General features: G+C 62.3%; 23 protein-coding genes. 15 read left to right on the top strand and 8 right to left on the bottom strand.

The genetic code is table 11. The annotated features are described in order from the left end of the window. Positions 1-23: 23 nt before the first annotated feature. Positions 24-989, bottom strand: coding sequence for an acetylxylan esterase (locus ACP15W_RS17705; RefSeq protein ID WP_424934267.1), 966 nt, complete (start codon positions 987-989; stop codon positions 24-26). A 189-nt stretch (positions 990-1,178) separates the two neighbouring features. On the opposite strand from ACP15W_RS17705, the gene ACP15W_RS17700 reads away from it, so the two are divergent. Together ACP15W_RS17700 and ACP15W_RS17695 are read left to right on the top strand one after the other, a co-directional pair. Beyond that, positions 1,179-1,373 (top strand): acyl-CoA dehydrogenase family protein, encoded by a 195-nt coding sequence (locus ACP15W_RS17700; protein ID WP_424934266.1) that lies wholly within the window; start codon positions 1,179-1,181, stop codon positions 1,371-1,373. Between the two features lie 195 nt (positions 1,374-1,568). Next, the gene (locus tag ACP15W_RS17695; protein ID WP_424934265.1) at positions 1,569-4,073 is read left to right on the top strand and encodes a cation:proton antiporter; all 2,505 of its coding nucleotides are present in this window, start codon (positions 1,569-1,571) and stop codon (positions 4,071-4,073) included. Positions 4,074-4,946: 873 nt separating this feature from the next. Here the strand turns inward: ACP15W_RS17695 and ACP15W_RS17690 are convergent. Continuing rightward, the gene (locus ACP15W_RS17690) at positions 4,947-5,900 is read right to left on the bottom strand and encodes a formylglycine-generating enzyme family protein (RefSeq protein WP_424934264.1); all 954 of its coding nucleotides are present in this window, start codon (positions 5,898-5,900) and stop codon (positions 4,947-4,949) included. Between the two features lie 222 nt (positions 5,901-6,122). On the opposite strand from ACP15W_RS17690, the gene ACP15W_RS17685 reads away from it, so the two are divergent. Continuing rightward, positions 6,123-6,350: a hypothetical protein gene (locus ACP15W_RS17685; RefSeq protein WP_424934263.1), complete on the top strand. Its 228-nt coding sequence runs from the start codon at positions 6,123-6,125 to the stop codon at positions 6,348-6,350. A gap of 80 nt (positions 6,351-6,430) precedes the next feature. On the opposite strand, the gene ACP15W_RS17680 is transcribed toward ACP15W_RS17685, so the two are convergent. Next, complete coding sequence (locus tag ACP15W_RS17680) at positions 6,431-7,450, bottom strand: Gfo/Idh/MocA family protein (RefSeq protein WP_424934262.1); 1,020 nt, start codon at positions 7,448-7,450, stop codon at positions 6,431-6,433. Between the two features lie 312 nt (positions 7,451-7,762). Between ACP15W_RS17680 and ACP15W_RS17675 the strand changes: the two genes are divergently transcribed. The 6 genes from ACP15W_RS17675 (at position 7,763) to ACP15W_RS17650 (ending at position 13,860) form a co-directional block, all read left to right on the top strand. Beyond that, positions 7,763-8,230 (top strand): OsmC family protein, encoded by a 468-nt coding sequence (locus tag ACP15W_RS17675; RefSeq protein WP_424934261.1) that lies wholly within the window; start codon positions 7,763-7,765, stop codon positions 8,228-8,230. Between the two features lie 61 nt (positions 8,231-8,291). Continuing rightward, positions 8,292-9,209, top strand: coding sequence for an AEC family transporter (locus ACP15W_RS17670; protein WP_424934260.1), 918 nt, complete (start codon positions 8,292-8,294; stop codon positions 9,207-9,209). A gap of 306 nt (positions 9,210-9,515) precedes the next feature. After that, the gene (locus ACP15W_RS17665; RefSeq protein WP_424934259.1) at positions 9,516-10,040 is read left to right on the top strand and encodes a tripartite tricarboxylate transporter TctB family protein; all 525 of its coding nucleotides are present in this window, start codon (positions 9,516-9,518) and stop codon (positions 10,038-10,040) included. 33 nt (positions 10,041-10,073) lie between these two features. Beyond that, complete coding sequence (locus tag ACP15W_RS17660; RefSeq protein ID WP_424934258.1) at positions 10,074-11,561, top strand: tripartite tricarboxylate transporter permease; 1,488 nt, start codon at positions 10,074-10,076, stop codon at positions 11,559-11,561. 73 nt (positions 11,562-11,634) lie between these two features. Then, positions 11,635-12,606 (top strand): Bug family tripartite tricarboxylate transporter substrate binding protein, encoded by a 972-nt coding sequence (locus tag ACP15W_RS17655; RefSeq protein ID WP_424934257.1) that lies wholly within the window; start codon positions 11,635-11,637, stop codon positions 12,604-12,606. A gap of 180 nt (positions 12,607-12,786) precedes the next feature. Continuing rightward, positions 12,787-13,860 (top strand): Gfo/Idh/MocA family protein, encoded by a 1,074-nt coding sequence (locus ACP15W_RS17650; RefSeq protein ID WP_424934256.1) that lies wholly within the window; start codon positions 12,787-12,789, stop codon positions 13,858-13,860. A 37-nt stretch (positions 13,861-13,897) separates the two neighbouring features. Here ACP15W_RS17650 and ACP15W_RS17645 read toward each other — a convergent pair whose 3' ends face one another. Then, a complete protein-coding gene (locus tag ACP15W_RS17645) occupies positions 13,898-14,821 on the bottom strand; it encodes a LysR family transcriptional regulator (RefSeq protein WP_424934255.1) in 924 nt (307 codons plus the stop codon). A 108-nt stretch (positions 14,822-14,929) separates the two neighbouring features. On the opposite strand from ACP15W_RS17645, the gene ACP15W_RS17640 reads away from it, so the two are divergent. Beyond that, on the top strand, positions 14,930-15,439 hold the full coding sequence (locus tag ACP15W_RS17640; protein ID WP_424934254.1) for a flavin reductase family protein: 510 nt from the start codon (positions 14,930-14,932) through the stop codon (positions 15,437-15,439). Next, on the top strand, positions 15,436-16,215 hold the full coding sequence (locus tag ACP15W_RS17635) for a 3-keto-5-aminohexanoate cleavage protein (RefSeq protein ID WP_424934253.1): 780 nt from the start codon (positions 15,436-15,438) through the stop codon (positions 16,213-16,215). The genes ACP15W_RS17640 and ACP15W_RS17635 overlap by 4 nt, the downstream gene beginning before the upstream one ends. Positions 16,216-16,429: 214 nt before the next feature. On the opposite strand, the gene ACP15W_RS17630 is transcribed toward ACP15W_RS17635, so the two are convergent. After that, complete coding sequence (locus tag ACP15W_RS17630; RefSeq protein WP_424934252.1) at positions 16,430-17,533, bottom strand: LLM class flavin-dependent oxidoreductase; 1,104 nt, start codon at positions 17,531-17,533, stop codon at positions 16,430-16,432. A gap of 358 nt (positions 17,534-17,891) precedes the next feature. Here ACP15W_RS17630 and ACP15W_RS17625 point away from each other — a divergent pair, with 358 nt between their 5' ends. The 4 genes from ACP15W_RS17625 (at position 17,892) to trxB (ending at position 21,588) form a co-directional block, all read left to right on the top strand. Next, positions 17,892-18,680, top strand: coding sequence for an alpha/beta fold hydrolase (locus tag ACP15W_RS17625; protein WP_424934251.1), 789 nt, complete (start codon positions 17,892-17,894; stop codon positions 18,678-18,680). A gap of 285 nt (positions 18,681-18,965) precedes the next feature. Next, a complete protein-coding gene (locus tag ACP15W_RS17620) occupies positions 18,966-19,739 on the top strand; it encodes a hypothetical protein (RefSeq protein WP_424934250.1) in 774 nt (257 codons plus the stop codon). Between the two features lie 55 nt (positions 19,740-19,794). After that, entirely contained in the window at positions 19,795-20,487 is a 693-nt protein-coding gene (locus tag ACP15W_RS17615; RefSeq protein WP_424934249.1) for a carboxymuconolactone decarboxylase family protein, read from the top strand. Between the two features lie 126 nt (positions 20,488-20,613). Continuing rightward, positions 20,614-21,588, top strand: a complete 975-nt coding sequence (gene trxB, locus ACP15W_RS17610; RefSeq protein ID WP_424934248.1) for a thioredoxin-disulfide reductase — start codon at positions 20,614-20,616, stop codon at positions 21,586-21,588. Between the two features lie 6 nt (positions 21,589-21,594). Here the strand turns inward: trxB and ACP15W_RS17605 are convergent, their stop codons facing one another. Genes ACP15W_RS17605 through ACP15W_RS17595 form a run of 3 tightly spaced genes read right to left on the bottom strand, consistent with a single transcriptional unit; the run spans position 21,595 to position 24,982 of the window. Further along, complete coding sequence (locus ACP15W_RS17605) at positions 21,595-22,449, bottom strand: sugar phosphate isomerase/epimerase family protein (RefSeq protein WP_424934247.1); 855 nt, start codon at positions 22,447-22,449, stop codon at positions 21,595-21,597. Continuing rightward, positions 22,446-23,753: a DUF6005 family protein gene (locus ACP15W_RS17600; protein ID WP_424934246.1), complete on the bottom strand. Its 1,308-nt coding sequence runs from the start codon at positions 23,751-23,753 to the stop codon at positions 22,446-22,448. The genes ACP15W_RS17605 and ACP15W_RS17600 overlap by 4 nt, the downstream gene beginning before the upstream one ends. Positions 23,754-23,755: 2 nt before the next feature. Continuing rightward, entirely contained in the window at positions 23,756-24,982 is a 1,227-nt protein-coding gene (locus ACP15W_RS17595) for an AMP-binding protein (protein WP_424934245.1), read from the bottom strand. Between the last annotated feature and the right edge of the window lie 3 nt (positions 24,983-24,985).

The following is a 24,985-nucleotide window of genomic DNA, read 5'->3' as shown; positions in this document are numbered from 1 at the left end:
GTGCTCCCAAGGGGCCGCGGAGACTAGAGTTTCTCGAAGAACCTCCGCACCCTTGCCTTCAGCGCGGCATGCTGCTCTTTCATGCTGGAATACTCGAAATGCCCGGCATCCAGAATGAAGGTTTCGTGGTCGGGCGAGGGCGGCAGCGCATTCGCGACCGAGAACTGACACGGTGGCGCGACGGCCGGGTCGAAACAGGCGACAGCCATCAGCATCGGCACATCAATGCGGGTCGCTGCAATGGCGGCATCGTAGAACCCGAGATGTGAGCGTATTTCCTCGTGGGTCTCGAGGAACTTCTGCACGGAGTTCCCACTGCCCACGGTCGGCAAGCTGAGCCACAGCGGCATGTTTCCGAATGTCGGCACGGTAAGGTGCCCACGAAGAATACGTGGATCCCACGGGATCGCGAGTGCCCCGATCCCGCCACCGAAACTGATCCCCGAATAACCGATATGACCCTCGATCTGCGGATGAAGCTCAGTCAACGCAGAAACGGCAAGCCAGAGATCATCGACGCACCCGCCCAGCACGTAGGACTTCGGGTCGGTAATGTTGCAGAGAACATGTCTGGCCGGATCTGGCGGAATTGATGGATGCGCGCTGCGTGAAATGCCTCGGGCACAAGGAAACAATATGGCCGTATTCTCGACCGGGATGTCGAATTCCGGGCCACCCCGGCCGCCATATCCATGGCCGACCACCAACCCCCGTGTGATCTTGCCGTGGCGGGGCCGTATCAGCCAACCGCTTGTCCGGAATCCTCCCGTGGAGCGGTAGGTGATCTCATGCGTCTCCCAATCTGCATGGCTGATTTCGCAAGCGCTCAGGCACGGTTCCGGGTCGATCGAGATCGCCTCACGATAGCGGTCGCGCCAGAACGCACCAAACTCTGGCGGAGCGGGTGGTGGTCGTAGTGCACGAAATTCACGGAGACCGTACCCGTAGGTCGGATCGAAGGCGAAAGGGTGTTTGGCCGGAATGCTCATGGCTTTCCTTCTATAGCGATGGCGCCTGCTGAAAAGGGGTAGATCGAGTCCGGGAGCTCTCATTCGGGCAGGTTCGAGGCGCGGAGCGTGGACGGCTTGATGCCGAGCTCCTGCCTGAAGGCGCAGGGTATTGGCGGAGGTGTTCTGATGGCCGAAGCGTGCAGCGACTTCCACTGACGCAACCTGCGTGTGTTCTGCGAGGCGGGGCGCAGCTCTAGCCACCCGGTGCAGTCTGCAGCCAACCGCGGGCACTTCGGTCAGTCCATCGCGAGATTCCAGGACGTGGACTTTCAGGTCGCGGACATGATGACCCGCATTTTTGCTGCCAACTGGCTGACGCTTCCGAGCGCTTGGCGTCTCGACGAGGCGCCCGGGCTTTTTTAGAGAAGCACGACCCTGTCTGGAAAGGGCGTTGATCTGAATGGATAACGCTCGTCCCTATCTTGCGCGCGACGTTCCATTGAGTAATCCGGGCACAATCGGATGAAGTGCCAAGCGCTTCTGAATCTTGATCTGGGCACCCAAAATTTCCATCACGAGCCGATTTCCCAACTCGAAATTTACCGGTAAGTCTGGCCCATGGATATTGTAGTGGTCTTGACTGTAATCGCTTCGCTTTTTGTCGTCATCGGGGTGGCGGAGCCACTCGCGGCGCGCCTCCGGCTGCCTTACAGCGTCATTCTTGCCGTCATCGGTTCCCTGATCGGTGCGGGGGCGGTGTTCTTCCTGAGAACCGATTTGACCGATGCACTCAACCCGGTAGCCGAGGCGGTTCTCAATTTCCCTATCCGCTCCAATGTCTTCCTATATGTATTTCTGCCCACGTTGCTGTTTCAGGCAACACTGGGGATGAACTTGCGTCGAATGCTCGACGACTGGGTGCCCATCCTCATGCTGGCTGTCGTGGCTGTCGTTCTGGCCACGCTGAGTGTCGGATATGCTCTGTCCTGGGCGAGCGGATTGCCGTTGGCTGCCTGCCTTCTGATCGGTGCGATCGTATCGACAACCGACCCCTCGGCCGTGGTCTCGATCTTCAGGTCGATATCGGCTCCACGCCGGCTCGCGCGGATCATCGAGGGCGAAAGCCTTCTGAACGACGCCGCTGCCATCGCTCTCTTCGGCCTGTTCATGGGCTTTGTGATGTTTGGCGTTCCCGACCCGAGCCTTGGAGACGCGCTGGCGCAGTTCCCGAGGCTGATTCTCGGCGGCGCGCTCGCGGGATGGTTTGCCGCACGCATCGCGGTGCGTCTCATGGCGATGATCAATGGGCACGAACTGGCGCAGATTTCCATTTCTGTGGCCCTTCCGTATCTCGCATATATCGGTGCCGAGCAAAGCGTCGGGGCATCCGGCGTCATTGCGGTCGTCGCCGCGGGCCTGACCATGAATCTGGCCGGTCCAGGCCGTCTGGCACCAACGACCTGGGCAAACCTGCGCGAAGTCTGGGATGTGTTGGCCCATTGGTCCGGAGCGCTCATCTTCATTCTCGCCGCAATTCTCATTCCGCGATTGCTCGAAGATGTTCGCGGCGAGGATTTCATGCTGATCGGCGTGGTGATCCTGTCGGCAGTCGTGGCGCGCGCGGTCATCCTTTTCGGCCTTCTGCCACTTCTCACGCTCATCAATCTCTCTCCGGCGATCGAGCGGCCCTACCGTGCGGCAATCCTGTGGGGCGGGCTGCGCGGCGCGGTGACACTGGCCCTTGCGCTAGCCGTGACCGAGAGCGTGCGCGTTCCCGCCGACATCCAGCGCGTGGTCGGCATTCTCGCCACCGGTTTCACGCTTTTCACGCTTCTGGTTCAGGGCTCGACACTGCGGTCGGTGATCGGTTGGCTTGGTCTCGATCGCCTCTCCCCCATCGATGAAGCCTTGTCGCGCCAGGTCGTGGCAGTGGCATTGCAGACGGTTCGCGAGGATATCGCCCGCACCACCGAGAATTACGAGTTGAGCCATGAGAACGTCCGTTCGGAGGCAAAGCGTTTCGGCAAGCGGCTGGACAAGGCCGTCAAGAGGGCCGAGGCACGATCTGGTATCCTCGATCGGGACCGCGTGGCGCTCGGCCTGATCGCACTGGCCGGCCATGAGCGAGGGACGATCCTCGCGCGGGTCCGGGAGCGCACGATATCGGCCCGAATGGCCGAGCAGGTTCTTCCCGACGCGGACCGCCTGATCGAATGGACACGCAGTGGCGGTCGGGCCGGATATCAGCGCGCTGCTCGCCAGAGCGTGGCCTATGGAAAGGCCTTCAGGGCTGCGGTCCTGCTGCACAGTCGGCTTGGCATTTCGCAGCCCCTTTCCCAGATGACCGCGGACCGGTTCGAACGGCTCCTGTCGCAAAGGCTGATCCTGCGCGACCTCGGCGCCTTCATCGAAGGACGCATTCGGCGCATCCATGGTCGTCGGGTTGCGGTCCTGCTGCAGGAACTGCTCTCGCGCCGCATGGACATGGTCGAAACGGCGCTCGAAGGTCTTCGTCTTCAGTATCCGGGTTACGCCGAGCAGCTCGAACGACGTTTCATCCAACGCACCACGCTCCGCTTGGAGGAGCGCGAGTACACGGCGATGCGAGAGGATGGCCTGATCGGCACCGAGGTCTATACCGCTCTCATGCAGGATCTAGTGGCTCGCCGCGCAGCTTCAGAGAAGCGGCCGCCCCTCGACATTGCGCTTGAGCGAACCGAACTTGTTCGACAATTGCCGCTCTTCGCGGATCTCGACGACGCCGCACTGCGCCGGTTGGTACGTGTGCTCAAAACGCGTTACGTCAATGCAGGCGAAATGGTCATCTACAAAGACAGCCCGGCCAGCAGCGTCTTCTTCATTGCCTCCGGCGCTGTGGAGCTTGAAACAGCAGGACAAACCTGGCGGCTGGGGCGGGGCGAGATGTTCGGACAGATGGGCGTCCTGCTGCAAAGAGGAATCCGTTCCGAGGTTCGCGCGATCGCGCCTTCAACACTTCTGGTGCTGGACGATGCAAGATTCCGCCGGCTTCTCGACCGAAGTGAAGTCTTGCGAGAAGCTGTCCGGCAGAGCGCGCAAAAACGCGGAATTGAGCCTGATACGCTCGTCTCGGGCAAAGACTGAACCGGAAAATCCGGCCTCCGGCTTCATGTCTGCCGGGTTACTCGACCGAGTAGCGCGCAATGAACTCCGGATCGGGATCGACGCCCAGACCGGGCCCATCGGAATCGCGATAGCTCCCGTTCGAGCGACCTGGTCCTGAATGTCGAGGGGGCCAAGAAGTAGGGCGTCACGGAACCGGTTCTAGAAATGCATCACGCCGCATCCCATGGGTCAGGCGGCACGGGCGTCGATCCATACCGGTAGATTACCCTGCAGCCACGGCTTGCGCGACAATGGGCGTGACCTCGACTACGCCTTCGGCGCGGAGGGGCTTGCGGGGATTTTCGGACGGGCCGGTTATCGCACGAGTTTCTTCGGGAAGGCGCATTCTTCGAGCCAACTGACCTTCGAATCCACCGGCAAGCCAGAGTGCTATTTCAGCGTTGCGGATTGTGCGGCCAACCGGATGGGCAGCTATAGCGGCATCGAGACCGCGGAGTTCACGTTACGGCCGCATCACCGTGCGAAATGGGTCGAGCCGCCCGAAGCTTTGGACTATGAATTCTGGCTGGACGCAGACGCGAAGGGCGGAGAGCGCTGGAAGACGAGTGGCATTCCTCGCCTTGGATCGGCGACCGCGACGTGGTTCTGCTCGACGAGCCTCACGACCGACCGCTTCTCGCTTGGGTATCCTTCCCAGATTCGCATTCGCCGTTTCTCGCGCCGCGACCCTGGGCGAGCATGTATGCGGTCACGATATGGGGAATCTCTGCGACGATCCCCTCCGTGCGGCGGTTCGGCGCGAGCATATGGATATGATCCACAACAGGCAAAGGGACGAGATCCCGGTGGCACCGCGCCTTGGCGGGCACTTATGGGGCGGGTCCGCGGCAATCAGCTCGCGGGCACGTCGTAGACCACGCGAAAGCCGGTATGCGCGCTTGAGGAATCGGGTGTGTTGCCGGTGCGCGCCGCGATCCGATAGCGGAAGCAGTAGCTGGCGTGGCAGAGGAAGGAGCCGCCCTTGAGGAGTTTGCTCTGGCCCGGTCGGGCAGCGGAATTGCGGGCGGTGCGTTTCATGGATTTTAACCGGAACGGATCAGCAGTCCATTCCCAGACGTTCCCGACCATGTTGTAGAGCCCGTAGCCGTTCGGCTCGAGGCTGATGGCGGGGGCCGTCCCGTGATAGCCGTCGGCGGCGGTATTGGTGTAGGGGAAGTCTCCCTGCCAGATGTTGCAGGGAAAATGCTCCTCGTCATCGGGGTCGGCATCGCCCCAGGGATAGCGCACGTCGCCCAGCCCGCCGCGCGCGGCATGTTCCCATTCGGCCTCCCGCGGGAGGCGCCCGCCGGCCCATTCGGCGTAGGCGCGGGCGTCGTTCCAGGACACATGCACCACCGGGTGGGCGGGCGCAGACGGCGCTCCGTCCGGTCCCGCAGGCCAGGCCCAGCTTGCGCCGTGGACCTGCCGCCACCATTCCAGCCCGTCGATGCCGAGTGTCTTGCCGGATGTCTCGGGGACATGCGCATGGAAGACGTAGGACCAGCCGAAGCGCTCGGCCTCGGTCCGGTACCCCGTGGCCTCCACGAAGCGTGCGAAGGCCGCAGCCGTGACGGCACCCGTTTCCCAGTCGAGGGCCTTCACCTTCCTGCGACGCAGGGGGCCTTCCTCATCCTCGGGCAGCACCGGCGACTGCGTGCCGCAATGAGCAGCACCTCCAGGCACGCGCACGCGGGCTGCCTGCACGTTGGCAGGACTTGGGCGCAGTGCATCGCCAGTCTCGTTCGGGGCTTCGACCGCGCAGATCTCCGGGCGGGCGGGTGTGCAGCATGTGGATCGAGGTGTCATGTCGGTTGGCATCTATCGCGGGATCGGGCCGGTGCGCGTTTTACGCCGGTGCGCCGATGCGCCCCGGACATGCCAGCCAATTTCCTTCCACGCCACACTATCGACGGGCTTCGCAAGAAGAAAGAAGGTGAAACATAGTATGTGAAACGGTCTGCGGGGCAGGCGATCAAAATACTGGTCTTGAAGGGGATGCTGGAGGTACGACCGCGTACCGGAGCTCGCGTGCTCGATACATGCCACTTGCAGCTTCTCGACCGGGAGGTCCTGCTGTGGCACCAGTCAATCGATGTTGAGCCCGAGAGGTTCGCACAACTCATGGAGTTCCGCCAATCGATCGAACCGGATGCGATCGGGGCGGGTGCCTATGAGGCAATGAAGCTTCACCTGGCGGATGCGTCGCGCCGGCTTTTGCAGGCGCTGGCATCCTGGAGCGGACCCGGTTCGGGCTGATACCGCCACGCGACGCGCGGCTTTGGCCCTCCGCTCCAATCGTACGGCCGGGGCGGCACAAAGCCCGGCAAAACCGGAACCTAGATTTCCGAGAGCAGAACGACCTGGCCCGTTTCCGCGGATTTGGCAACGGCTTCGAGAATCTGGATGTTCTGGATCATTTCGTCGGTCGAGATCGGGTAGGGCGCCTCACCACGCGCGGCGCGTGCGAAGGCCTCGAGATTAGCAGAGACCGAATCCTCCCAATCATAGATGTCCTCGCGCATGTCCTTGCCAGTTTCGGCGGTCATCATCCGTACCTTCCCGTCCGGTGTGTCCGGGTGGGAGTCGTTAATGACCTCGATCCAGCGATCGCTGCCATAGACATGCATTCGGATGAAATGCGGTGTCTTGAGGATGGCGCTGAAGGTGGCGGTCATCCCGGCTTCGAACTGCATCTGGACGGTGACGACATCCCCGGTTTCCCAGCCGAGAATCCGATCGGCTGTGAAGGCCTGAAGGGCGCGCACCGGTCCGAAGAATGACAGCAGCAGATCGCTGAGATGAATGCCCATGGCGGTCATTCCCGCGGCCGGGCAGACCTCCTTGCTGGTGCGCCAGTCACCCGCAGGCACATTGCTGAGCTTGTCATGGCTGAAGGTCGCCTCTGCATGCATGATCGTGCCGAGCTCTTCCTTCTCCAGAGCTTCGCGCAGGGCCAGCATCGCGGGCTCGTACCGGCGTTCGTGGCCGATCCCGAGCTGCACGCCCGCATCGGCGCAGGCCTGCACCGAGCGCCGTGCGCTGTCCGCGGTCAGCCCGAGCGGCTTCTCGCAGAAGACATGCTTTCCGGCGGCGGCCACCTCGATGATCTGCGCCTCGTGAAGCTTGTTCGGCGTGGTCAGGACTACCGCGTCGATCTCCGGAAGGGCGAGCGGCACGGAGAAATCTGTCCAGACGGTCAGCCCCATGGCGGCGATGTCCGCGTGGTTTGCCGCGTTTGGCTCGATGATGCCCGCCACGCGAAGCCAGGGATGATCGGAAAGACGCTTTGCGATATGACGTCCCCACCATCCGAAGCCAGCGATCGCGACTGTGAAGGCGGGTTCGGGGATTGTCATGGTATGCTCCGTAATTCATAGCGGCGATGGATCGCTGTGCCTGCGCACGCTACTCACCGCACCCTACCAGAACAAGAGATGTCTACTGATGAACTTCATCAGAAAAATAGATACCGGCACCCGGTTCGGTCCATCAGGTTTTTTGATGATATCTAGGAGAAAACACATTTTCCATTGAAGGCTGTTTCGCTCCATGCTCGTCAGGAACAGCAAATGCGCTCGCTTGATCCCGATCGATCCCGTAGATAGCGCCCGCTGAAAAAACAACAAGGGTTCGCGCGTCGACATGCCGGGCCGAACAGGAGGACAAAGATGAACGTCAGGGAAAAACCGATCTGGAAATTCAAGGTCGATGCCCAGCAGACGTCTTCGACGCGATCCGTCGCGGAGGCCCGTGGGAAGCAGATCATCATCGACGAGCCGATCCAGCGCGGAGGTACGGATCACGGTCCGATGCCCGTGGAATATGTCTTCGTCGGTCTGGCGGGCTGCACCCATGTCGTCTCGAACAAACTTGCGGAAGCAAACGGGATCAAGTTCAAGGACATGGACATCAACATCGCGGTGACGATGGACAGTCACGGCACGCGTCTGATCAAACCGATCGACGTGCCCTTCCCGTCTGTTCTCATCACGATCCGTGCGGACTACGAAGGCCCGCGTGAGGGCGCGCTCAAGGTCAAGGAAATGCTGCGCGACTATTGCGCTGTTTCCAAGATGCTTCAGGAATCCGGGACTGAGGTGGTGGAATCCTGGGTTCTGAACGGCGAAGCTCTCTGAGAGTGGAGCGCGGACGGGTGGGCGAGCGTCATGCCATATTTCGCAGGGGACCCGAAGCGTCATGCTGATCGAGGTGGGGCAGATCCTCGCGCCAATCACGATTGTCGTGCTGATCGGGTTCTTTTTGAACCGGAGGGGTGTCATCACAGATGGGCGCACCATCAGTTCGCTGGTGGTCACGGTCGCCTCGCCCTCGCTGATCTTCAGTTCTCTGACCTCGGGTCATGTCCCGCCCGGAAGCATCCAGACAATGGCGATGGCCGCGTTGCTCTGCCTCGCGTGCGCAGCCGCCATCGGGCTGGTGGTCCTCAAGGCCACGGGCGGGCCTGTACGCAGTTTCCTGCCGCCGCTCATGCTTCCGAATGCCGGCAACATGGGCTTGCCGCTCGCAGTTCTGGCTTTCGGGCCGGAAGGCATGTCATTCGCGGCCGCGTTTTTCATGACCGTCACGCTGGTTCAGTTTTCGGTCGGACTCTCGATCTATGCGGGTTCGGTGCGGCTCGGCACTGTGTTTCGCCAGCCCTTGATCTTTGCGGTCGCGGCGGTTCTGGCTGTGAATGCTTTCGGTATTCCGGTTCCGCGGGTCGTCACGGATACGACGACGATGCTGGGCGGGATGATGATGCCGGCAATGCTGCTGCTACTGGGCAGTTCGCTCGCGTCCCTTGGCGTGACGGATCTCAAGCCGGCGATCCTGGTTGCGGTGGGGCGGCTTGGGATCGGGGTGGTTTCCGCTGTTCTGGCGATCTTCATCCTCGAGTTGGATGGGATCGCCGCGGGAACGGTTTTCCTGCTTGCGACCATGCCCACGGCGGTCGTCAACTACGTGCTTGCAGAGCGGTTCCAGCACAATGCGAGCCAGGTGGCCGGATCGGTTGTCGCCTCGACGTTGCTGACGTTCTGTTGCTTGCCGACGCTGGTCTGGATGGCGCTGAGCTACTCGCACGGCCAAGTGCCGTTCGGATGGCTCATCGGTTGAGCACGGGGCGGGGCCGTTCCCGTCCATCACGGCCGGGGGTGGTTCTGGAAAAGCCGAAAAGGCAGGTGCGAGGCACCGGAATGATTAATAAAGGGCAAAGAAAAGCGGTGACTTACCCGCGATGTCCGATGGATAGCAGGGAGAGTGAAGTGGCCGGAGGAAAACATGCATGCGGTTTCTGAGAGAGCCGACCATCGACGCGAAGCCGGATCGGGGATGATCACGATGAGCGATCCTTCGCCCCGCAATGACAATCGGCGCGGCCCAGTTCCGCGCAAGGCCGGTCTTTTCCGTCGGAGCAGGGCCATGCGGCCGCTCCAGTCGCTGACGCCGGAGACGATCACGATCGGCGTCCTTCTGGTGGCGTCCTGCGCCGCGCTCGTCTTCATGTCCTCCATGGTGGCGGAGCCCAAGGCGCTGTTCGGACGGTCGCTTTCGGCGATCTCGCCGAGCCTCTTTCCGAGCATCGTGCTGGCGCTTCTGGCGTTGCTGTGTGTCGGTGGGCTGATCTTCGCCGGGCTCGAATCCCTCGTGGGGCTCAAGGAGGAGAACACGGCGCTTTCGCGCGAGGAGTGGCTTCGGGCGCTGGTGCTCTTCGGGATCATGATTTTCTATGCGCTGACGATGGTGCCGCTGGGCTTCCTGATCTCGACCACCATCGTCATCACGCTGCTTTCGCTTCAGATGGGTGCGCGTTCGCCGCTCCAGATCGGGTTGCTCGCGACGCTGGGGCCTATCCTACTCTATCTCGGCGCGACGCGGCTTCTTGCTGTTTCCCTGCCGGAACTGGGCGTCATCGAGATGGCCTACGCGCGGCTGCTGTCCTTCTAAGCAAACAAGAACACTCCAAGGGAGGAGGTCGGCATGATCGACCAGTTACTACAAGGCATGGCAATGGCCATGCGGCTCGACACCATGGCCATGATGAGCATCGGGCTTTTCGCCGGAATGCTTGTCGGCGCCCTGCCGGGGTTCACCACGCTGATGGCCATGGCCATCCTGCTGCCGATTTCTTTCTTTCTCGATCCGATCGTCGGCATTCCTTTCCTGCTCGGCATCTACAAGGGCGGCATCTTCGGGGGCAGCGTTCCGGCGATCCTGATCTCGATGCCGGGCACAGGGGCCTCCGCGGTCACGACCGTCGACGGCTACAAGCTCACCCAGCAAGGCAAGTCGCGCAAGGCGCTGGACATGGCGCTCGTTTCCTCGGTCTTCGGGGATACCGCGAGCGACATCTTCACCATCCTGATGATCTTTCCGATCGCCTACCTGGTGATGCAGTTCGGCCCGCCGGAGCTCTTCGCAGTGCTTCTCATGAGCCTCATCATCATCGCGGCCACATCCGGGGCCAACCCCATGAAGAGCATGGTGATGATGATGTTCGGCCTGTTCCTCTCCTTCGTGGGCACGGACCCGCTGGGTGGCGTGGAGCGCTTCACCTTCGGCATGTTCGAGCTCAAGTCCGGCATTCCGCTGCTGCCCATGCTCATCGGCCTCTTTGCGTTGCCGGAAGTCGCCTCCGTCGTGATGCGCAGCGAGAAGGGACGCAAACTCTCGGCACTCGTAGGAGAAAGGCTGACCTTCGCCGAATTCCGGAAATGTTTCCGTACCATTTGCCGCTCCACCACGATCGGCACCTGCGTCGGCATCGTTCCCGGACTGGGGCAGATCGTCGCGGCGGTCATGGGATATTCAGCGGCCAAGAATGCCTCCAAGCACCCCGAAACCTTCGGTGAGGGCGAGATCGAGGGCGTCGCTGCAGCCGAGGCCGCCAACAATGCGGTCAACGGACCGACGATGGTGCCGCTGCTCACGCTCGGCATTCCCGGCGACAACGTGACGGCCATCCTCCTAGGTGCCTTCGTGGCCCAGGGGCTGCGCCCCGGTCCGCAGCTCTTCGAGGAGCAGGGCGCGACAGTCTTCGCCATCCTCACGGCAATGGTCATCGCGAACTTCCTGTTCCTCATCATCGGTTACCTTTCGGTGCCGTTCTTCTCCAAACTGGTGACGATCAAGACTTCGATCCTGATCCCGCTGGTGATCATGTTCTCCTTCGCCGGCACCTACGTCTATCGCTCGGACCCGGTGGACATGCTGATCCTCGTCGCCTTCGGGATCTTCGGCATCATCGCCAAGGCGGGCCGGTTCGACGTGATGCCGCTGGTCATGGGCTTCATCCTCGGGCCAACGATGGAATACGCCTTCGGCCAGACCGCCGCGATGGCGAACGGCAATCCGCTGGCCTTCTTTGCGACCGAACGGATCGGCGCTCTGGCCGTACTGATCGTCACGCCGGTCTTCGGTTACCTCCTGTGGCGCCGGCTCTACCGCAAGGACCCAGTCGCGGCCTGACACTCGGCGGAGCGGCCAGCCCCGCTCCGCTCAATGAATAACGAACAATGATACCAACCAAGGGAGAATGAAAATGCACAAGTCCTTCGCGAGAACTGCGCTGCTCGCCGTCACTGCTGCAGGCGCAATGCTGGCCAGTGCCCCTTCGCCAGCCAAGGCGGAATATCCCGAGAAACCGGTGACGATGGTCATTCCCTATGGCCCAGGGGGATCGCATGATCTCAACGCGCGGATTGTGACCTCGATCCTTCCCGAATATCTCGGCCAGCCCGTGGTCGTGAGGCTGACCCCGGGGGCAGGCGGACAGAAAGGCACCCAGGAAGTGGGCCGGTCGCGCCCTGATGGCTATACGCTCCTGTTCACCAGCAACCAGATCGACATGCTCCAGCCCCATGTCGAGAACGTGCCCTACGAGCCGCTTGAGGATTTCGTTCCGGTAGTGCGCGTGAACTACGCTCCCGCATCAATAGTCGTGCGCGCCGACAGCCCGTTCGAGACCTTCGATGAACTCGTCAGCTATGCCCAGGAGCATCCCGGCGAACTGCAGCTCGGTCATTCCGGGAACTGGGGTGCTTTCTTCGTGGCGGCTGCCCAGATCATGAAGGAGAAGGACTTCATGATGAACATGGTTCCCTATCAGGGTGGTGGTCCGGCCATGCAGGCCTTGCTCTCGGGCGATTCCGACATGACGATGGCTTTCCCGTCTTCGCTGGGCGAACTGGTGGAATCGGGTGATATCCGGGTGCTGGCAACTGCGGGCGAGGAGCCGATCTTCGACGGTGTGCCGACATTTAGCGATGTCGGCATCGATGGGGATATCGGCTACATGCACCGCTTCATACTGGTTCCGTCGGAGACCCCGCAGGAAGTGATCGACACACTCACCACTGCGTTCGAGGGCCTTTTTGCCGATGAGGACTTCAACCGGTTGATGTCCGAGCTTGGCGAGAATGTCGAATGGCTGCCCGGTGCCGAGTATCAGGCGCTGCGCGAGAAGCAGGCCCAGGAATACGAAGTGCTCGTCAACGAACTCACCTCGCAGTAAGGCGGGCGTGATGCGGATGCGCCGGGAAAGCCTTCCGGCGCATTCTCCTTGCCGATCGCGCGATTCCGGGGCGACGGTTTCTCCGAACGGCGGGGGCCTTTCCAACACAGCTCGTTTCGCAAGACGCCATGAGAAACGCAGCGTATCAAGTCAGACAACTGGAATGTCCTGGAGGATAATGTGAGACAGGTCGAAGCAGCGGTGATCGGAACCGGCTGGTGCGGTGGCATGCGGGCGGAAACGCTGACCAAATCCGCGCTGGTCGACAAACTGCATATCTGCGAGATCCGGCCGGACCGGCTCGAGGAAATGCGCGCGCTGACCAACCCCGCGTCCGCGACGCTTGATTACCACGATATCGTCAGCAATCCCGCCATCGAGGTGGTCTACATCTCGACGACGCCGGAACCGACGCACTATCCAATCGCGCGCGATTGCCTGAAGGCGGGCAAGCATGTGCTGCTGGAAAAGCCTATCGCCATGGATCTTTCCGAGGCCGATGACCTGATCAACATCTCCCGCGAGATGGGTGTGAAGTTCACCATCGGCTATTCCCAGCGCTTCAACCCGAAGATAGCCTATGCCCGCAAGTCGGTCGCCGAGGGCAAGCTGGGCAAGGTGGTGAATGTCATGGTCAGCCGCCACCTCTCGCGCTCGCTTGGTGCGCGGATCGCCAACCGGGTGAAGCTTTCGCCCGCGGCGATGGAATCGACACACGATCTGGATTTCGTGTTCTGGCTGCTGGCGCCGGCGAAGCCCGTGAAGGTCTATTCGCAGGGCGCCTACGGCTACATGAAGGAGCTCAACGGCTCCTATGACTGCATGTGGAACACCGTCACCATGGATGACGGGACGCTCGTGGTCATCGGCGGCGGCTGGAACCTGCCTCCAAGCTACCCGAACTACTGTGCGACCTGGATCGAGATCACCGGCACCGAAGGCTCGCTGATTCTGGACGATACCCAGCGCGACAACTGGCTCAACACGATGGAGGGTGGCACGCGCTTCCCGATGTCGACCATGCCGGGCGAGCACGTGGATCACATGTATGCCGGTCAGATGGGGCCGGAGACGCTGCATTTCCTCGAATCCGTGCTGCTCGACCGACCGCCGCTCGTGGCGCCAGAACATGCCCGTATGGTGATGGAAAGTTACCTGGCGGCGGATATCTCCGCCGAGATAGGCGAGCCTGTCAGCCTGCCGCTCTCGAACCACGCGCTGGCGACGCTCGCGGATATCAAGGCCGCCGAATAGGGGCGGTGCCCCTGCGGGCCGGGGGGTGACCCGGCCCTCAATGTGCGCTGAGCGGGGGGATTTCCAGGGCGGAGTTGAGCTCTTCCTGGAGGATGTCCGCAAAGGCTTGCGCCGCCTGATCCAGCGGCCGCTTGCGCGACTGGATGCGCATGTAATCAACATTGAGTGGCGGCTCGGCCAGAGGCACAACCTGTCGCCGCTCGCCATCGAGATCCGGCAGGCAGAGGATGCCCGGCAGGATCGCGACCCAGTCCGAGCGCCCGACCAGATCCAGTGTGCCGTGCATGGTATCGAGTTCGAGAACCTCGGAGACCTCGATTCCGTTCTGGGCGAGATACGCCTCGATCCTGTGTCGGCGCGCGTTGGCCGGGCCAGGCAGGATCAGTCGCAGAGGGTCCATTCGCGAGAGCATCACGCCGCCCCGCCGCCTGGGGATGTGACGTCCGGCCGCACAGACCAGGCATTCCACGTCCGTTCCCATCGGTTTGGAGATCAGCGTTTCGGCCAGGTCGAAGGAGGTGGGTACCACCGCGAAGTCGAGCTCTCCTTCCGCCACTTCCTGGGCCAGCGCACCCGAGTAGGCCTCCGCAATCGAGAGCCGCACTTCGGGGTATTCCTGCGAAAACCGCAGCAACACCGATGCCAGCACCGCGCGGGTGAAGGTGGGCATCAGCCCGACATGGACATGCCCCACCACGGAGTTCGAGAGCGTCTGAAGCCTGTTTTCGGCCTGACGCGCGGCGGCCAAGACCTTGATCGCCTCCTTGTAGAAGGCACGGCCCGCCTCGGTGGGCATGACACCCGAAGAGCTGCGCTCGAAGAGGTTCACGTTGTAGCGCTTCTCGATCTGGCTCACGTGCATCGACAGGCCGGATTGCGTCGCGTTCACCCGCTCCGCCGCGGAGGAAAAGGACCCCTGCTCATAAACGGCTGCGAAGTAGCGCAATTGTTGCAGTTTCATGAAGCCTGCCTATCTGTTTTCCTGTTGGAAGGCATATTCTATTATTAATTGTATTGAAGGGTCAACGGGCCCTATCTTCGGATGAGTTTTCCAGAAACGGAGCCCGCGATGACCGCTCACTGCAACAAGGATTTCACCCAGATCGACCCCCGGACCCTGCGCGACGTCTTCGGTTGTTTCGCGACTGGCGTCACGGTCGTCACGTCCTGCGGGACGAATGGCGCACCCGTGGGCCTGGTGGTGAACTCGTTCTCCTCGGTCTCGCTTGACCCGCCGCTGATCCTTTGGAGCATCGACCTGAAGTCCCCGTCGCACGATGCCTTCTGCGCCCATCCCGGGTTCGCAGTGAACATCATGGGCGCGGATGCCAAGGAGGAGACCCTCCGCTTCTGCAAGCCGTCGGAGGACAAGTTTGCCGGAGTGGACTGGTACCCAGGCCATCACGATGTTCCGGTGCTCTCCAATGCGGTCGCCACGCTCGAATGCCGGACCGAACAGCGCATCCATAGCGGCGACCACGAGATCTTCATCGGGCGCGTGCTCCGGGTCGATCAGCGCGATGGCGCCCCTCTCATCTTTCACCGCGGCCGGTTTGCCGAAATCGGGCAGGCGCTGTGACCAGACTGCCTCGACTAATGGTCGCGCCCAATGGGGCGCGCCGGGGCAAGGCGGATCATCCTGCCTTGCCGATCACCGACGAAGAACTGATTTCGACCGCGCGCGACTGCCAGGCCGCGGGTGCCGATGGCATACACCTGCATGTGCGCGATGAGGCTGGTGATCATCTCATCGACCCGGAACGCTACCGCAACCTGCTGAACCGTCTCTCCAAAGTGGTTCCGGGCATGTATCTGCAGGTCACCTCAGAATCCGCCGGGTGCTACGATGCGGAGGCGCAGCGGGCCATGATCCGGGCGCTCCGGCCGCGGCATGTCTCGGTGGCGATGCGCGAGATGGTGCGTGCCCCAGAGGACTGGGTAGCGGCGTCAGACTTCTACCACTGGGCGCAAAGCGAAGGCGTGTCCGTGCAGCACATCCTCTATTCCCCTGAGGAAGTGACCGATTTCATTGCGGCGGTCGACACGGCCCGGATCCCCGGCCGCCATCACCTGCTTCAACTGGTCCGCGGCACATATGCCGAAGGATCTGCCGCGGCCCGGCCGCTCGAGGAGTATCTCGCCCCGCTTGAGAGGGCGAAGGCCTACAGCTTCGACTGGATGCTTTGCGCGTTCGGCGATGCAGAAACAGAAAGCCTAGTCGAGGCCGTCAAGCGCGGTGGCAAGGCTCGCGTCGGCTTCGAGAACTCGTTGCAGAACGCCGATGGTACACTGGCGCCGGACAATGCGGCCCGTGTTCGGGAGGTTCACTCGGCCCTGTGTGCACTGGGCCTCTGAACTCTCGACCTCCCCAGGGGCTCTACCTCCCCAAGAGCCCCATCTCACCCGCCCCGGCCCCGCGCCGCGGGCGGGTTTTTTCTGCCGGGTATGGGAACGGCAGACATCAGCGCGTGTGGGGCACGATCCGGGCAGGACACTCCTTTCGCAGTGCCGCAACGAAAAAGGCCCGCAACATCCGGGATGTCGCGGGCCTCGAGGCTGGGGGGGACCTTCAGGCTGCGGCCGCCTCGCGGCTGGTGGCGTTCTCAAGAAGCGGGAGAACTTTTTCGGCCATGAGGATCATGGAGCGGCGGCCAAGATCGTAATCGGTCCAGTCGTGCCCGGCATAGACGAGATGCTTGAAGGGGCCGGTGACTTCACGCAGTGCCAGAAGCTGATCTGCGACGGACCCCGGATCGCCATGGATCACCAGGCGATCAAGGACGTATTCCAGCGTCACATCCTCATCGGGCATGGACTGGTCTTCCTTGAATAGGTTTAGCCGCCCGCCGGCCCGCATCTTGGTCAGGAGCTGGGAGTAGTAGAGCACATAGGGACTTCCCGGGTCGCGGGCGTAGGCGCGGGCGGTTTCCATGTCGTCGGCGACGCAGATGTTCTTGGCCACGCGCCAGTCCTCGTAGTCCGGGGTGATCCCGGCGTTCCGGCAACCCTCGACATATTTCGGCCAGTGGGACGCGGCCCATTTGGGCAGGAGGAAGTTGCCTGAGATCGGCTGCCAGCCGCGTTCGGCCATTGCCGTGACACCCTTCGAGAACGGCGCGACGGCCGTGCCGACGATGGGCGGGTGCGGTTTCTGGTAGGGTTTCATGATCTCGCCCTGACCGATTTCAGGCATCATCGTCCGGGCAGTGGAAACCTGCCAGAAGTCGCCGGAGAGATCGTAGGGTGCATTTCCGGCCCAGATGTCGAGCACCATGTTGATACTCTCAAGGAACATCGCGTTGCGGTCCTTGTCCATTGAGCCGAAGATCTCGGCGTCGGACATCAGCCCGCCGGGCGAAATGCCGAAGTTGAGCCGGCCTTCGAGCATGTGGTCCAGCATCGCCACTTCCGCCGCAATGCGAGCCGGATGCGAGTTCGGCATGTTAACCGTCCCGGTGCCGAGACGGATGGACTTGGTCTCGTAGGCAAGGCTGGCGAGAAAGGCCACGCAGGAGGTAATGATCTCGGCCCGGTCGGTCGTATGCTCGCCGCAATAGGCCTCCGCATACCCAAGCTTGTCGGCCAGTATGAATGCCTCCCGGTCTTCCGCGAGACTTTGCGCATAGGGCTTGTCCAACGGGTGGATGGGCATGGTGAAAAACGAAAGTTTCATCAAGGTCTCCTCGGCTTCTGGACGCAGTCTGACGGACAAAGACCAGCCAAAAAATTGAAAGTTTCGAATGCTATCCATCGAAAATATTGATGGTCTCGGAGTTGTCTGCACCAAGGTGACCCGTCGCCCGCACAGTGTAGGCCGCTATCGATTTTCCTGAAGGGGCATAGCGGTCATTATAATTTCCGGGTATGGCACGTTTGTGCCTAGTCTGGAACCGAACCGGGGGGCTGAGCTCTCCTTGTCCAGAATGGATTTCCGATGGACCGCAAGGCCCGATCTCCGGGCCGGGCCGGACCGGATCCGGGAACGATAAACGGGGCGCCCTGGCGCCCCATGCAAGGAAAGTTGATAAGGCATGACAAAGCTGTACACCGTCGCTTCTGGCCCGAAACACGCACCGGCTCTTCTGCTGATGAACAGCCTCGGCGCGACCCAGGAGATGTGGGATGCCCAAGTGCCGCTGCTGGAGCGATATTTCAGGGTCATCCGTTTCGATACGCGCGGACACGGCAGAAGCCCGACGTTTCCCTCGCCTTACTCCTTTGACGATCTGGTGGCGGATGCCTTCGAGGTTCTCGACGCGCATGGCGTGCAGAAGGCGACCGTCATGGGGTTGTCCCTCGGCGGAATGACCGCGCTGGGCATGGGGCTGACCGCGCCGGAACGGGTCGAGCGCGTAGTTTGTTGCGCGGCGCGCGCCGACGCGCCTCCACCCTTCGTCCAGAACTGGCACGACCGCCTTGCCAAGCTTGAGGCGGGCGGGATCGAGGCGGTCTGGAACAGCACCGTCGGCATGTGGCTCAGTGACGACATCCGGGCGGCTCACCCCGCCCGCGAGGGCAAGCTGCGCGAGGGGTTCCTGAGCACGACCGAGGAAGGCTACCGCGGCTGCGCCAATGCGCTGATGGGGCTCGACTACCTGCGGCACCTCGGCAACATGACTGTGCCGACCTTCTTCATAGCCGGCGAACACGATTTGGCGGCATCACCGGACACCATGCGCGCCATGGCCTCGGCAACGCCAAATGGGAGGTTCGCGACTGTTCCGGGGGCAAAACACATCATCAACGCCGACAATCCAGAGTGTTTTGTCGTTTCGCTCATGGGCTTTCTTGAATTGGAGGAGGGCCCGGCGGTAGTCTGATCGTCGGAGGGTAGACCTCTTCTCATGACAATTTCTGAGAGGCCGCGCTAAGCGAGGGTGCTGGGTGCGGCCCCGTCCTGTTCGATTGCTTGGAAGCCGGCCGCGGATACGAGCGTTTTCGAAATTTGAGATGAAAATCAATATTATCTATCTTAATTTCTGATGGATATCATAAGATAATCTAGCTATTACAATCGGATAGCGTTTGCTATTTCTCCACAACAGAGGCGCAACGGGCTTGGAACCAGTGCGCATGAAAACAGCTGGAATGGGGGTGGAAACGACGTGGGCGAAGTGATTCTGGCAGAATGGTTCGATCTCGACGAGGGCTGCCGCGCGGAAACCTGGCGGTGGTTGCATGATGTCTACCTGCCTGCGGTTCAATCGGCCCCCGGCGTCTGCTGGACAGGCCACTACGACATCGTCGCGATCCCGGACAAACCTTACATTGCCGGTGCGCCCCAGCGTCGGGAAATCACGGACCCGTCTGTTCCCTCCGGTTGGCAGAATGTCATTCTGACAACAGCGGCTTCTCCGGAGGTCTTCTTTGCCCCGGACAACCCGCTCGACGCCCTTGCCGGAGAATATTCCGACCGACTGGCGGCCTTCCGAAACGTCCGCAGGGCGGTCTTCATCGAGGAGCAGGTGGTCAATTCGCCAGAGCAGAGGGCCTCGCCTTACGGAGTGGGGCCGCCGCCAGCGATGCAGCTCGGCAACTACAATGCCGACAGGCCGGAAGACGAGTTCGAGCTTGCCCGCTGGTACAGGGCGGAACGTTTTTCGCGGGTCTCAGTGACGCCGGGCATGATCCGCGGGCGCAAGTTGTTGTCGATCGCGGGCTGGCCCAAGCACGGCGTTCTCTGGGAGTTCACCGATTTGCCCGAGGGCGACAGCAGCTTCGAACACCGCTTCGTCGCGGCCGATAGGAATGAGGACTGGCGGGGTCGGCACGTGCTCGAATACGTCACTCACGCTCCGGGAAGCCCCCATGCCGGTCGGCGCGTCTGGCCACCGGTGCGCGAGAGGAGCGTGACGCCGGCGATCCGCGAGGCGGTCTGACACCTGCGCGGACATCGAAACCAATCACATCACAAGAGAAACCGGGAGGATACCAATGTCACAGAGACTGTCTGGCCTGAGCCATGAAGAGGCCACGGGAACCGTGAAGATGATTTACGAGGGCTCCGACAAGTTCCTCGGGCGCACGGCCAATCTCCAGCGGATCCTGGCGACCCACAGCCCCTATATCGCACGCTGGTTCGGCGGTCTCGTCGCGGCTGTTCGCCAGCCGGGGCTCGGCGCAACCAGCGAGTCCCGCCTGCGCGCGCTGGCCTGCATCAAGACCTCGATGGCCAATGCCTGCGCCTATTGCACCGCGCATACCTCGGTCTTCGGCCAGGGGCTTGGCATTTCCGACGAGGAGCTGGAAGCGATGGCCGACGACACCTACAAGACAAGTCAGCTTTTCAACGAACGCGACAGGGCGGCGATCGCTTGGGCCGAAGCCATGACCAACAACACCGCGGCGCGGGACAAGGAGGTCTGGGACAACATGAAGGCGAACTTCACCGAATCGGAGATCGTCGAGATCTCGATGGCCTCGGCGATGTTCAACATGATCAATCGCCTCAACGACAGCTTCTGGACCGATCTGGAATCGAACGAGTACAACCAGAAGCAGTGGAACGCCGTCGAGGGGCTCACGGTGGAGGATATCGAGGCCTTTGCAAGCCGCTTCGCCGAGGTGGGTGAGGCTGAACGTGCGGCGAGGGTCGAGCCGGAAAAGGCTACCGCCCCCGCAGCCTGACACTCCCGCACTGGCCGGGCGGACGAAGCTTCGCCCGGTCGATGAAGCTCCCCTTCACTCAATCAATGATCTCGCGATGGAGCCCGCGGCCAACCCGGCCTCGCGCGCGGAGAACCGGATACCCCCATGGCACACAAGCACACCAAGATCCTCATCATCGGGTCCGGCCCCGCCGGTTATACCGCCGCCGTCTATGCCAGTCGCGCGATGCTCCAGCCCGTCCTCGTGCAAGGCATCCAGCCGGGCGGCCAGCTCACGATCACGACCGAGGTGGAGAATTGGCCCGGAGACTCGATGGTCCAGGGCCCCGAACTGATGGCCCGGATGGAAACCCACGCCCGCGAAGTCGGAACCGAGATCGTCTCCGACTACATCCAGTCGATTGATCTCTCGCACCGCCCCTTCACGGCAACGGGGGACAGCGGCTTGACCTACTCCGCCGATGCCGTGATCCTCGCCACAGGCGCCCAGGCCAGATGGCTCGGTCTGCCCAGCGAAGAGGCTTTCAAGGGCTTCGGCGTGTCGGCCTGCGCGACCTGCGACGGGTTCTTCTACCGGGGCAAGCAGGTCGTGGTGATCGGCGGCGGCAATACGGCCGTCGAGGAAGCGCTGTTTCTCACAAACTTCGCCGCGAAGGTCACGCTGATACACCGGCGGGACACGCTCCGGGCCGAGAAAATCCTGCAACACCGCCTCTTCAACCACCCCAAAGTGGAGGTGCTGTGGAACCACGAATTGAGCGAGGTCTTCGGTTCCCGGAACCCGCCCGGCGTGCAAGGCGTAAGGGCGAAGGACGTCTCCTCGGGTGCGATCACCGAGTTGCCCTGCGATGGCGTCTTTATCGCTATCGGCCATGCCCCGGCGTCAGAACTGGTGCGGGATCAGCTCGAAACCCATCATGGCGGATATGTGGTTACTCGGCCCGGCTCTACCGAGACCTCCGTCCCGGGCGTCTTTGCCGCGGGCGATTTGACGGACCACGTCTACCGACAGGCCGTCACATCCGCCGGTATGGGCTGCATGGCCGCGCTGGAGGCCGAGCGGTTCCTGGCGAGCGTCTCGGAGGATGAGGAAGATGCACCCCGATCCCGCGTGGCCTGACTGCGGTCAGGCCTGTTGCCTGAGGGGATGGTGCAAGGGCTCTGTCTGCGCGGCTGGCCCGGTGATCTCTCGAAGCCGACGGCAATCCTCGGCCAGCACGTGAAACGGGTCGCGACCGAACCACTCCAGAGATACCGGGCATTCCTGATCCCGTGCTAGCGTCCCGAGCAGTGGTCGGTAGTCGTAAGCTCCCTCCAGAAGCGGAACGATCCCTCGCCGGCAGCCCGCGGCGTTGTAGATGTTGTCGGGTGCGAAGACCGGGAGATCGCTTCGCCGCGCGACGTTCTTCAGGTGGTGATGGCGAATGCGCGGCGCGAGGAGTCTGTGGGCCTCCAGCGGATCGTCACCGGCTTCCCAGAGGTGGATCGCATCGAAATTGACGCCGAGGGCAGGATGGTCGACCTCTGCAACAAGGGCACTCGTTGCAGCGAGGCTGTCGGCCAGCGTGCCGGGATGCGTTTCGACCAGCAGCGACAGTCCCTCATTGTCGAAGATCCGTGCCGCGCGGGAAAGGCCCGCCACGATCGCCTTCCGGGCTTCGCTCGAGGTTTCCTTGTTTGAAGTCCGCCCTGCAAAGGTTCGAACCTTGCCGGCGCCCCAGCGGGTTGCGGCGTGGACGAGATGCAGCGCATGGGCTTCCAGTTGCAGGGGATCGTCGAGGGGGAGGTAGTCGCTTATCATCGGCACTTCGAGGGCGTGTCCCGCCAGCCAGCGTGCATCTCGATGATCCTGCACGAGATTGCGCGCATGTGCACCCCAAAGCTCGATGCCGTCGAAGCCAGTAGCAGCCGCCCAGGAAACCAGCTCCTCGAGTGAAAGAAGGTGATGCCGGAAGGATATCGTGCAAATGTAGATCTTCATGCGCGTTCCTTCACGCATTCGGCGGTCGCCCCATTGGGTTCTGCAGGCGCCACATCTTCGGCCCAGCGGTCGAATTCCTCCCGAAGCGCCGACTTGATCCGGTGTTCGAGCCGCCAGAGTGTTTCGATGAGTCTCTGTGCTTCCGTGGCAGTCTCCGGTGTGCCGGTCTCGGCCAGCTTCAGAGCCAGGTAGTGCAGGCGGCGCAGGCCCTGTTGAAGCTCTTCGATTTCGTCGCAGCGGGCCTCGAACTCAGCTTCCGATGTGCCAAGCGCGCGGCCAAAATAGGCAAACCCGTGCTCGTAGGCGTATTTGCGGATACCGATGACCGGAAGCTCGCGCAGGGCATGTGCGAGGTCCGCTGTCGGGTGGAGGGCAGCATCTCCCGAATGCGCATGGAAGATGCTCACGACCGCTTCGAGTAGCGGCATGCAGTCGGCTTGGAACGTGTCGAGGAAATAGTCCCGCACCGCGTCCCTGTCGGGTCCATGGGCCAAGCTTCGGTCGTAGATGAAGCCTCCCGAAACGGAGGGCTGGGCAATCGCGTTGCGGATCGTCGCACGCGGCAGCCGACCTTCCCAGCGGAAGTCCGGATCATGCATGAACCACATGCCCGGATCCTCGGTCTTCTCGAGCATGACGTAGTGCGGAAACGGGTTCTGGTTGAACTTGTTCTCGCGTTCCGGCAGGTGGAACATGTCGAGCATGACCATGACATGCTCGGTCTCCGTCCGGGTCGCGAGCAGGTGTTCGAGCTTGGCAAGGTTCTCGTCCTTCGTGGCGGCATGGTCGTACCAGCCATGCACCGGGACGCCGTAGATGCGTTCGAACCAATGGAGGAAATGGTCGTGGGTCACGCCCTTGGCGTGATAGGTCATGCGGTGGTTTGGCCCGGTGGTGAAACCGGTATCCCAGACCCCCATGTAGAACGGCCGGTGATCGAAGCCTCTCGCCTTGATGCCAGCCGCGAGACAGCTGACCACGCAATGCACCTTGATGTCGATTTCCTCTTCCGGGATGGGGCGGAAGGCTGGGTCGTCGGGACTGGCTTCCGATGCGCCTGCGATGAGATCCGCCAGATCCGCGACCGTGGAGAAATGGTCCTTGGACATGGCGCGCTCGGGGATTTCGAAGCCGTGTTCCGTTTCGAGATGCAGGATGAGGTTGAGTACCAGCACCGAATCGAGGTGGAGGTCTTCGTTGAGCCGGGCGTCTTGCGAGAATGCGGCCATATGCCGCGAAGCGAGCGGGTCTTCGAGCACGCTGCGGATCGCATCGACAATGGCGGCCCTTGGGTAAGTGTTCATGGTCAGATCCCTGCCTCCGCGAGACCTGAGGCGACGTTGCGGCGGTTTACCTTGCCGTTCGCCTCTCGCGGAATGCGGTCGACGGGGCGCAGCACGCTCGGCTGTTGGTAGCCCGCGAGGTGCTCTCGGCACCATGCGCGCAACTCGTCCTCCCGAGCGTTTCCGGTATAGACCAGCGCGACGCGTTCGCCCGCGAGTACATCCTCCATGCGAAAGGCCAGCGCATCTTCCACGCCGGGCATGTCCAACACGGCCTGCTCGACGTCCCGCGGAAAGACGTTGAGGCCCGCGACATTGATCATGTCGTCGAGCCGCGAGCGGAAGACGAGCATTCCGTCCGCTGCGAGATAGCCGAGATCGCCGGTGCCGATCATGCCGCGGGGCGTTTCGACCGTGATCTCGGCGGGTCGGTTCGCGGAGCGTCCCGCTCCGACGGCGAGATGTGGCAGCGGATAGCCAATTTCGTCCGCGCGCTGCAGATCTGGATTGATCGCCACGCATCCGGTCTCCGAACAGCCATACTGCTGGAAGAGGCGATCCACCCGGCTGCGGATGCAGTCGAACCAGGAGCGGGAGAGCATCGTTCCCGAGGTCATGGCCGCGGGGAGGTGTGCGTCAGCCGGCAGGAGCCGAGCGAGGGTGTAGAGCATCGCGGGCGATGTATAGAGCAGGGGGCGCTCGACTTCCCGCATGCGGCGGAGGATGTATTTCGGGTTGATCCCTTCTATGACGACAGGCGTCCTGCCGCGATGAAGGCCCACCATCACGCCGGGAATCAGGCCGTAGGAATGGGTGATCGGGCAGGCGATGATGGGTGTCATGCCGTCCGGCGCGGTGAAGGCCTCGGCGTAGCTCGCGATCTCGATGCCAATCTCGCCCCAGCTTCGCTCTATGCGCTTCGGCGCGCCCGTGGTGCCTGATGTCATGTGAATAAGCCCGCCCTCGGGCACCCGCGCGCCGTCGTGCCGTGTGTCTGTTTCGAGGATAGTGCCGTCGCCCGCGACGAACCGGTCGCAGCCCGCGTGCGCGGCCATGTCGAGCGCGCGGGCGTGGGGGATATCAGGGTGGATCGGGAAAATCGTGGAACCGGCTTGCCGCAAGTTCAGGATCGCTCCCAGCATCTTTTCTGTCTCGGAGAGATGGAGCGCGATGCGATGCCCGTGTTCGGCGAGGGCCATGATGGCAGGGTTCGGGGCCCGCGTTGCGGGGGCGTCATTGAGAATGAACATGAG

Origin of the sequence: Amaricoccus macauensis (genome assembly GCF_049800915.1) — a bacterium.
Taxonomy (GTDB): domain Bacteria; phylum Pseudomonadota; class Alphaproteobacteria; order Rhodobacterales; family Rhodobacteraceae; genus Amaricoccus; species Amaricoccus macauensis_A.
This window is presented reverse-complemented; position numbering and strand designations above follow the sequence as displayed.